4 protein-coding genes and 5 pseudogenes are annotated in these 9,802 nt (G+C 48.8%); 7 read left to right on the plus strand and 2 right to left on the minus strand.

Annotated elements, in window-relative coordinates; all coding sequences use genetic code 11:
* Positions 1 to 187, plus strand: a pseudogene (locus DZ54_RS0116245) (IS4 family transposase); the annotation flags it as partial.
* Between the two features lie 1,028 nt (positions 188 to 1,215).
* On the opposite strand, the gene DZ54_RS0116260 reads toward DZ54_RS0116245, so the two are convergent.
* Positions 1,216 to 1,845: a DUF4225 domain-containing protein gene (locus DZ54_RS0116260; protein WP_240474059.1), complete on the minus strand. Its 630-nt coding sequence runs from the start codon at positions 1,843 to 1,845 to the stop codon at positions 1,216 to 1,218.
* Positions 1,797 to 2,273, minus strand: coding sequence for a type VI secretion system tube protein TssD (tssD, locus tag DZ54_RS22720; RefSeq protein ID WP_037354980.1), 477 nt, complete (start codon positions 2,271 to 2,273; stop codon positions 1,797 to 1,799). The genes DZ54_RS0116260 and tssD overlap by 49 nt, the downstream gene beginning before the upstream one ends.
* 336 nt (positions 2,274 to 2,609) lie before the next feature.
* Here tssD and ubiU point away from each other — a divergent pair.
* From ubiU to dcuC, 6 genes and pseudogenes are all read left to right on the plus strand, one after another.
* Positions 2,610 to 3,606 (plus strand): annotated as a pseudogene (gene ubiU, locus DZ54_RS22725) (ubiquinone anaerobic biosynthesis protein UbiU).
* A gap of 9 nt (positions 3,607 to 3,615) precedes the next feature.
* Positions 3,616 to 4,489 (plus strand): annotated as a pseudogene (locus DZ54_RS22730) (U32 family peptidase).
* A gap of 46 nt (positions 4,490 to 4,535) precedes the next feature.
* Entirely contained in the window at positions 4,536 to 5,864 is a 1,329-nt protein-coding gene (locus DZ54_RS0116280; RefSeq protein WP_025675242.1) for an anaerobic C4-dicarboxylate transporter, read from the plus strand.
* Between the two features lie 76 nt (positions 5,865 to 5,940).
* A complete protein-coding gene (locus DZ54_RS0116285; protein ID WP_025675243.1) occupies positions 5,941 to 6,339 on the plus strand; it encodes a VOC family protein in 399 nt (132 codons plus the stop codon).
* Between the two features lie 192 nt (positions 6,340 to 6,531).
* Positions 6,532 to 8,711, plus strand: a pseudogene (gene katG / locus DZ54_RS26945) (catalase/peroxidase HPI).
* A gap of 174 nt (positions 8,712 to 8,885) precedes the next feature.
* Positions 8,886 to 9,802: pseudogene (gene dcuC / locus DZ54_RS22740) on the plus strand (C4-dicarboxylate transporter DcuC); the annotation flags it as partial.

A 9,802-nucleotide genomic window follows, 5' to 3' on the forward strand; every position in this document is an offset into this window, starting at 1 on the left:
GCAAGGATGGGACAGGCACTTTCAAGCGAATACAGTCAGAAATCGAAATGTCCTGTCTACCGTCCGGTTAGGTATGGAAGTCCTCAGGCGACCAGACTACGAAATTATAACTCAACACCTCTTAGCTGCGGCTGTGGTTCTAGCCCAGCAGCTCTTAAAAGAGGGCTATGCATTGGCGGATTTATGAGGGGATCTCTCAGCGCCCTGCCTCTAAAATAACCCTCAGAGCTATATCGGAATAGCTTAAATATTTTATCTGACACTAAAAAACAACAACGTTTGGTTTCATGTGAAAACATACATATGTGAATTGTTTATTGCTCTTGTTTAGGATGGCAGAAAAATGCTAGGTAAATAACGAAAGCCAAAGCAAAGAATTGAACATTGTTGGGTAAGTCTAAGTTTTTTAATAAAAAATCTTCAAAGAAAAAAATTTTACCATCTACTCCCCCCCCCTTTACCGGCATGCTGTATGAAAAAATTGAGTAGTATTGCCCGCCAACAACAAACAAAACGACATATTTAAAGATGTATAACGATCTTTTTGATCTTTTCTTGGGCCATTTTCTGAAGTGATAGGCTATTAATACAGTTATTATTATGAATAGTGTAGAACTAATGGTTTTCCCTCTTTTTAATCTGCTCTATTAAATGTTAGTAGACGTGTGTTTTGCCATCAAAGCGTTTATTTGTCAATGAGGTGTACTATTGTTTACATTATCTATTTGATAACTCGCTTTGGTAGGCAAAACACCAGTGTTAAGATGAAAAAAAACAGAGATGCCCACTGGATTGTAGGGTTTGGTAAGTTCATTGTACGAACAATAAATGCCTCAAAAAAAGGGATCCTAGCTGCCACGCCAGCCGTCTGTGTGCCATGTTGGAATATTGCCCAGAACTGAGTGCCTAAGAATAAAAAAAATATAAATTTTAAAAAAAGGAGGGTGCCATTCGACGGTATGCGATTTAGGCGCCAAAGGGAATAGATTAAGGCAAAAGAGATAACAAAAAACAATATAAGAGCGATCATTTTCGTACCTCTTTATACAATGAATATGTTGTAAAACTATCACTTACGGACTCTGCCCCCCAGAGATAGTCGGCTTGAGGCTTGATAACCTCTTAGGTAGTCTTCTGCGCTGTATCTAAATAGTTTGAGCTGTTTGGCTTTTGGACTTTTTGTCCATGGCATCGGCTTTAAGTTGGTCTTGGATACTATCTGATAAGTCTCAGCTGCGTTTTTAACAGTTGTAGTTTCGCGAAACCCAATACGCCGGACAAGGCCAAATCGACACCGTAGTAGGCCATGTTTCCATAGCTTTTAGGATATCCTGCAAATTCGGCGGCACCTTGATAAGCTTCGCGAACCAAGCCGGTTGCGTCTTCTTCGCCATCGACAAAGTATTTACCGTTTTCATACATGTTGTTAGCCCCATGAGCCACCAACAATGCGCCGATCGAGCATAGTGATGCGGCAGAGTAAATGCATATTGCCCCACCTGCTGCTACTTGCATGGCGCCAGCGATAACACCGATTCCTTTAGAGGCAATTAACGAAGACTGTTCCATTAAGCTGGACTGCTCTCTTTTCATTTCGGTAAGAGCTTGCTCTTTGGTTTTCTTGCCCCGCTCAACGTCATTAACCAAGCACTGTTCAAACCGATCAATATCTCTGACGAATTGATTCTTCAAAACCCCGCTTCTAATGTGACGATTAGCGAGGCTCGTAGCTTGCATTGTCAGGCCTTTGCCAGCTTTTCTTACAACGGCAATGTCGTACGACGAGGGCTTAGCTCTTACTCCCATCGTTCGTAGCCTTGCGTACCAGTGATATTGTGCTTCCATACGATATCTTTATATCGGAGAGAAATATCTTCGGACATATCTTCGTCGCCGGACATAAGGACGTGAGGCTGGTTAAACGACAGGTGTGCGATGACGGCATCAACTAACTCAATTGTATAGTGATTTTCGTTATGGCCCTTATCATTGGTCCTGTAAAACTTTATCTCACACTGAATCTTCTCTTGCTTTGAAAAAGCAAGTCCAAGCAGAGGAGAAGCCTTGTCGATTGGCTTTGTGATGGTTAGAGCACTGAGAGTCTTTCTGACTTGGTCCGCTTCTTTTTCTAGCGAGTAGTTGCAAGCCAAAACTGTTGCTTCGTCAGTGTGCGAAATCTGCGCTTTTCGCCCGATAGAGTCATCGGTATTGCAACCTTGGGAGATACAGCCTTGCGTTTCTCCAATCATCTTTATGTATGCGGTATGGGCCATGTTTTACTCCTAGCCTGGCTATTTACCCGCCGAATATATCAACTTTGGTTGGCCAGAAATAAAGGCAAAGGGTTTTTTGGAATTAATATCCCACTTGAATGAAAGCGATGTAAATATTATGTTAATTTTTAAGGGCTCACAAATTCACTATCATTTATCAGGTTGATGAGCGAGTTCTTAAAGTAAGGGAGCCGTAACCTATCAACCATGAATGACCTATTCGACAAAGTAGGACAGTACCTTACATACTTCTTGGACAAGCTTGACACACATCAACCCCCCACATTAGCAACGCCCTTATCTTAGCCGGACAATCATAAAATGGAATGCAATGTTATGGAGCTCCTTTGTCCGGCGGGCAATATTCCGGCGGTTAAAAAAGCGATCGAACATGGCGCCGATGCGGTGTATGTCGGCTTAAAAGATGATACCAATGCGCGCCATTTTGCTGGGCTGAACTTCACCGATAGCAAATTGCAGCGCGCCAGTCAGTATGTGCATGATCACGGCAAAGACTTGCACGTTGCTATCAACACCTTTGCCCATCCCGATGGTTGGCGCCGCTGGCAATATGCGATTGATAGCGCCGCCGGTAATGGCGCTGATGCGCTGATCCTTGCCGACATGGCCTGTTTAGACTACGCCGCCAGCACCTATCCCAATTTGGATTTACACCTGTCCGTGCAAGCGTCAGCCACCAACGCTGGGGCGATCCGTTTCTATCAGCAGCAATATGGCGTTAAACGGGTGGTATTACCGCGGGTGCTGTCGATTCATCAGGTGAAACAACTGGCGCGCAATACCGATGTCGATTTAGAGGTGTTTGCCTTTGGCAGCCTGTGCATTATGGCCGAAGGGCGCTGCTATTTATCTTCCTACCTTACTGGGCAATCTCCCAATACCGTGGGTGCCTGCTCACCGGCGGCATTCGTGCGCTGGCAAGAGACCGAGCAAGGGTTGGAGTCGCGTTTAAACGGGGTATTGATTGACCGTTACCAAGCCGATGAAAAAGCGGGATATCCCACCCTATGCAAAGGCCGTTTCTGTGTCGACGGCAATCGCTATCACGCACTGGAAGAGCCCACCAGTTTGAACACCTTAAGCGTGTTGCCTGAGCTTTATCGCGCTGGGATCAAATCCGTCAAAATCGAAGGCCGTCAGCGCAGCCCCGCGTACTGTGGAGCAAGTTGCACGCGTATGGCGTCAAGCGATTGATCGCTGTCTCGCAAACCCCGATGCGTTTGATATTGCACCGGATTGGGCGCACTCGCTCGATAGTCTTTCTGAAGGGGTGCAAACCAGTTTGGGTGCTTACCATCGCCAGTGGCAATAAGGAATCATGATGCAATTTTCTCTCGGGCCCATCCTGTATTACTGGCCCAAGGCTGAGGTTGAAGCCTTTTATCAAGCAGCGGCAGACAGCCAAGCCGATGTGATTTATCTCGGTGAAACCGTCTGTGCCAAGCGGCGAGAGTTGAAACCAAGAGTTGGATTGGGCTTGCTCGTGAGCTGGTGCAATCGGGTAAACAAGTGGTGCTCTCGACCATGGCGCTGATTGAAGCGCCCTCTGAACTGACCATGCTGAAACGCTACTGTGACAATGATGATATTCGCATTGAAGCCAATGACGTGAGCGCGGTGCAGTTTTTAAGTGAACGCCGCCAGCCCTTTGTGGTGGGCGCGGCCATCAATTGCTATAACCCACAAACGTTGAAGCAATTTGTTGACCTGGGTATGACGCGCTGGGTGATGCCGGTGGAGCTCTCGCGTGACTGGTTGGTGAATATGCTAAACGGCTGCGATGAACTGGGCATTCGCGACCGGTTTGAGGTGGAGGTGACTGGCTATGGCTACCTACCGTTGGCTTACTCGGCACGCTGTTTTACCGCGCGCTCAGAAAACCGCGCCAAAGATGACTGTGAACTGTGCTGTCTTAAATACCCCAATGGACGGTTAACGGAATCACAAGAGGGCCAAGCGGTATTTGTACTGAACGGCATTCAAACCCAATCTGGCAGTGTGCCAATCTCGTTAACGATTTACCGTCGATGCAAGGGCTGGTGGACGTGGTGCGGTTAAGTCCACTCTCGCTTGACACCTTGCAATGGGTAGACAAATTCTGTGCTAACCAAGCAGGCAATCGGCCGCAACCGCTCAACCACGATTGCAATGGCTATTGGCACCACTTGGCAGGCATGACACAAGTTCTAGGCTAAACGCATAACAAAAACAGCCTGCGTAGGCGGGTAGAGAGGTGAGGGTATGTTGTATTTAGAGTTCTTGTTCTTACTGCTAATGCTGTATATCGGCTCGCGGTACGGGGGCATCGGGTTGGGCGTAGTCTCGGGGATCGGCTTGGTCATCGAGGTGTTTATCTTCCAGATGCCGCCAACGTCACCGCCGGTGACCGTGATGTTGATCATTCTTGCGGTGGTGACCTGTGCCTCTATTTTGGAGGCGGCAGGTGGCCTTAAGTATATGCTGCAAGTGGCCGAGCGATTATTGCGTAAAAATCCAAAACGCGTCACTCTGATTGCGCCATTTGTCACCTATGCCATGACCTTTATGCTTGGTACCGGTCACGCGGTGTATTCCATTATGCCGATTATCGGTGATGTCGCGCTGAAAAATGGCATTCGTCCGGAACGACCCATGGCTGCGGCGTCTGTTGCCTCACAAATCGCGATTACGGCCTCGCCGATCTCTGCCGCGGTGGTGTATTACCTTGCACAGCTTGCCGATATTCAACATGACATTACATTAGTCTCGATTTTGTTGGTGACTGTCCCCGCCACCTTATTCGGTACCTTGCTGATGTCACTGTATAGCTTGCGCCGTGGCAAAGAGCTGGATGACGATCCGGATTACCAAGCGCGCTTACAAGACCCGAAATGGCGAGACCGAATCGAAAATACCACCGCGACGTCACTTGATGAGGTATTACCCCGCTCGGCCCGCAATGCGGTATTGCTGTTTATTAGTGCCATCGTCACCATTGTTATTATCGCTATGTGGCCAGAAATTCGCACGGTGGCAGGGGCGAGTAAGGCCATCAGCATGTCGGTGGTGATCCAAATGATGATGCTCTGCTTTGGCGGGATCATCCTACTGGCGACCAAAACGGATCCGCGTAATGTGCCCAATGGCGTGGTGTTTAAATCCGGCATGGTGGCAGCCATTGCTATCTTCGGGATCGCTTGGATGTCAGACACTTACTTCCAATACGCGATGCCGCAGTTTAAATCTGGAATTGTGGAGATGGTCACCCAGTATCCGTGGTCTTTTGCACTGGCCTTGTTTATTGTATCTGTAGTTGTTAATTCGCAAGCCGCGACCGCACGGATGATGTTGCCGGTGGGTCTTGGGTTAGGGCTGGATCCTGCGCTGCTTATCGGCATTATGCCGGCGGTGTATGGGTACTTCTTTATCCCCAACTATCCTTCTGATATTGCCACGGTGAATTTCGATGCATCTGGCACCACCAAAATCGGTAAATGGTATTTCAACCATTCATTTATGGCGGTTGGCGTCATTGGCGTGGTGAGCGCATGCGCGCTAGGGTACGTGTTAGGGCAGGTAGTGATTGCATAACACACGGAGAAGACACAAGGATGCAGGTGGGGCGTACCTCGGTTGAGGACTTGGATGAAATAAAGGAGTCAGTACAATGATTGATAAAGACACCGTGATGCGGGTTGCGCGGCCGACTGATAACTTAGCGGATATTACTAATATGTACTGTGAGGGATTAGGTTTTGAGTTACTCGGAACCTTCTCTGGCCACAATGATTTCGACGGCGCCATTATTGGTCATCCGCATCACAACTATCATCTTGAGTTTACCCATCACCGTGGCACGCACGTGGGTCTAGCCCCCTCACAAGAAAACCTGTTGGTGTTTTACTTGCCTGATCAATCAGCATGGCAGGCTGCGTGTGCACAAATTGAAGCGGCCGGGTTTAAACAGGTTCCGAGTTACAACAGTTACTGGGATAAAGACGGGCGCACGTTTGAAGATCTGGACGGTTATCGTGTGGTGCTACAAAACCGCGAATGGGCGTGGTGACGATGAACTAAAATGTGCTCTCTATTTATAAGTTGTTGGCTATTAACAGTATTGGCATAACAGATTAGCGCTTTGTGTAATTGTCTATTAACGTTAATCATGTTTAGTTAGCAATGACTAATGATAGCGTCGGTGCGTCATGGTCAGTTCTTTTCGCATTCGCACTGATGGATAAAACATAAGGAGAAAGCAATGTCTCAGCAACGCTCAACGTCAGCGGGCCAATGCCCCGTGATGCATGGTGGCGCAACCTCGGAAGCCATGGCGAAACAAAACCTGGTGGCCGAACGCCTTAACCTCGACATTCTTCATCAACACGACAGTAAATCCTCCCCCTTTGACGAGCACTTTGATTATCACGCCGAACTCAAAACGCTCGATATCGAATCCTTAAAAAAAGACGTCAAAGCACTGTTAACTGAGAGTCAGTCATGGTGGCCTGCTGACTGGGGACATTACGGCGGCTTGATGATCCGCATGGCGTGGCACTCGGCGGGGAGTTATCGCATCGCGGATGGTCGTGGTGGCGGTGCGACAGGTAACCAACGCTTTGCACCTCTGAACTCTTGGCCCGATAACGCCAACCTTGATAAAGCCCGTCGTTTGTTGTGGCCAGTTAAGAAAAAATACGGCAACAAGATTAGCTGGGCGGATCTGATTTTGCTTGCAGGTACGCTGGCGTATGAATCGATGGGGCTAAAAACCTATGGGTTTGCGTTTGGGCGTGAAGATATTTGGCATCCAGAGAAGGATACTTATTGGGGGGCAGAAAAAGAGTGGCTGGCCCCAAGTGATGCCGATAACAGTCGTTACTCTGGCGAGCGCGATCTGGAAAACCCACTGGCCGCGGTGATGATGGGGCTGATTTATGTTAACCCAGAAGGGTGGATGGCAACCCTGATCCGCTTAAAACTGCCCATGATATGCGTGTCACGTTTGAGCGCATGGCCATGAACGATGAAGAAACGGTTGCGCTTACGGCAGGTGGACATACCGTCGGTAAATGCCACGGCAATGGCGATGCGAGTGTATTAGGGCCGGAACCTGAAGCAGCGGATGTTGAAGAGCAAGGTTTGGGGTGGAACAACCACCACGCGCGCGGAATTGGACGTGATACGGTCACCAGTGGCATTGAAGGTGCCTGGACCACCAACCCCACAGAGTGGGATAACGGCTACTTTTATTTACTGTTTAACTACGAGTGGGAATTGAAGAAAAGCCCAGCCGGAGCCTGGCAGTGGGAGCCTATCGACATCAAAGAAGAAGACAAGCCGGTTGATGTTGAAGACCCTCGATTCGTCGTAACCCGATTATGACGGATGCGGACATGGCGCTCAAAATGGATCCAACGTATCGCAAAATTTCTGAACGTTTTTATCAAGAACCCGACTATTTGGCAGAGGTCTTCGCCAAAGCTTGGTTTAAACTGACGCATCGCGATATGGGGCCCAAATCGCGTTATATTGGCCCAGATATCCCGAATGAGGACTTGATTTGGCAAGATCCTGTCCCCGCAGGTCGTACCGATTATGACGTTGCAGCGGTGAAAGCAGATATTGCTAGCAGTGATCTGACGCTGGCTGAGAAAGTCGCCACGGCTTGGGATAGTGCACGTACCTATCGTCAATCTGATAAGCGCGGTGGGGCAAACGGTGCTCGTATCCGGTTAACGCAACAAAAAGATTGGCAGGGTAACGAACCGGACCGCCTCGCTAGAGTCATCAACGTGCTGAGTAATATTGCCCAGAAACACCAGATTAGTCTCGCCGACACCATCGTGCTGGCGGGCAATCAAGGTATCGAAGAAGCGGCAAAAGCGGCTGGCGTCCACGTCGACGTTCCCTTTGCACCTGGCCGTGGTGATGCCACGCTTGAACAAACCGATGTATATTCGTTCGAGGTGTTAGAGCCGGTTGCAGATGGGTTCCGAAATTGGCTGAAAAAAGACTACAACGTTCAGCCGAAGAGCTCTTGCTTGACCGCGCCCAGCTGATGGGGCTCACCGCGCCTGAAATGACCGCACTCATTGGTGGTATGCGGGTGCTTGGTACTAACTATGGTGCGCGCCAGAAGGGGTATTAACAGATCGTGTTGGCCAACTTAGCCATGACTTTTTCGTCAACCTGACGGACATGGCCTATCAGTGGAAACCGGTTGGGCGTAATCGCTATGAGATCATTGAGCGTGATTCAGGGGCAGTGAAATGGACCGCGAGCCGCGTCGACTTGGTGTTCGGCTCTAATTCAATTTTACGTGCTTATGCTGAGTTCTATGCGCAAGATGATAACCAAACCAAGTTTGTCCACGATTTCGTGGCGGCGTGGGTGAAGGTGATGAACGCTGACCGCTTTGATCTGAGCGCTAAGCAATGATTTAATCGTTACAAATTGTGATCACTAAGCCGCCTTTTACTGATAGGCGGCTTTTTATTTGTTTTAAATCAAGCTCGGGCTTGGTTTTTGTCGTGCTACAGACAGGGTTTTAGTACAGTGAGCTGAGTAAATTCCATCCAATTCTTTTATCTTTACCATCTGGCGGAGTGAATTATGCTAGAACTTCTCATTGGGCTAGTGGTGACCGTGGCCGTGGGTTACTTCATTGTCAAGGGTTATCGCCCTGCAAGCACCTTGCTGACTGCAGGGATTATATTACTGATCATCACCGGGTTATTGGGGCACAGTGTGTTGCCAGCTAAATTAACGTCAACCGGCAACCTCTTTACCGACTCGCTTGAATACGTGAAATACATGCTGCAATACCGTGGTGGCGGCCTCGGGATGCAAATTATGCTGTTGTGCGGTTTTGCGGCCTATATGTCGCATATTGGTGCTAACAACGTGGTGGTGAAGCAGTTCTCTAAGCCGTTATCGGTGATCAAGTCGCCCTATGTGTTGTTGGTTGCAGCCTACATTGTGGCCTGTTTAATGTCACTGGCGGTTAGCTCTGCCACTGGCTTAGGTGTGCTATTAATGGCTACCTTATTCCCGATGATGACCGCAATGGGGATTTCTCGTCCTGCCGCGACTGCAGTATGCGCGTCTCCTGCAGCGATTATACTTTCCCCCACCTCGGGCGATGTGGTGATTGCGGCGGAAAAATCCGGATTGCCTCTCCATGTGTTTGCGGTTGAAACCGTATTGCCGGTGTCTATTTGTGCGATCATTGTGATGGCCGCCGCGGCGTACTTTTGGAATAAATACCTGGATAAGAAAGACAATACACCCATGGAGCGCGTGGACGTCTCTGAGATAGAAACTCACGCGCCCGGCCATTACGCCGCCTTACCTTTTCTGCCTATCATCGGGGTGTTTTTATTTAACGGCGACACCATTCCGGGCCTCTATCTCGATATATACACCATTGTGGTGCTCTCTATCTTTTTAGGCGCGCTCGTCGACTCGCTACCAACCGTTAMMATCGGTTCATGTCAASCAAGCTAGAAGACCTGGATGCGTGTTATGAA

Source organism: Salinivibrio socompensis S35 (assembly GCF_000513715.1).
Taxonomy (GTDB): Bacteria; Pseudomonadota; Gammaproteobacteria; order Enterobacterales; family Vibrionaceae; genus Salinivibrio; species Salinivibrio socompensis.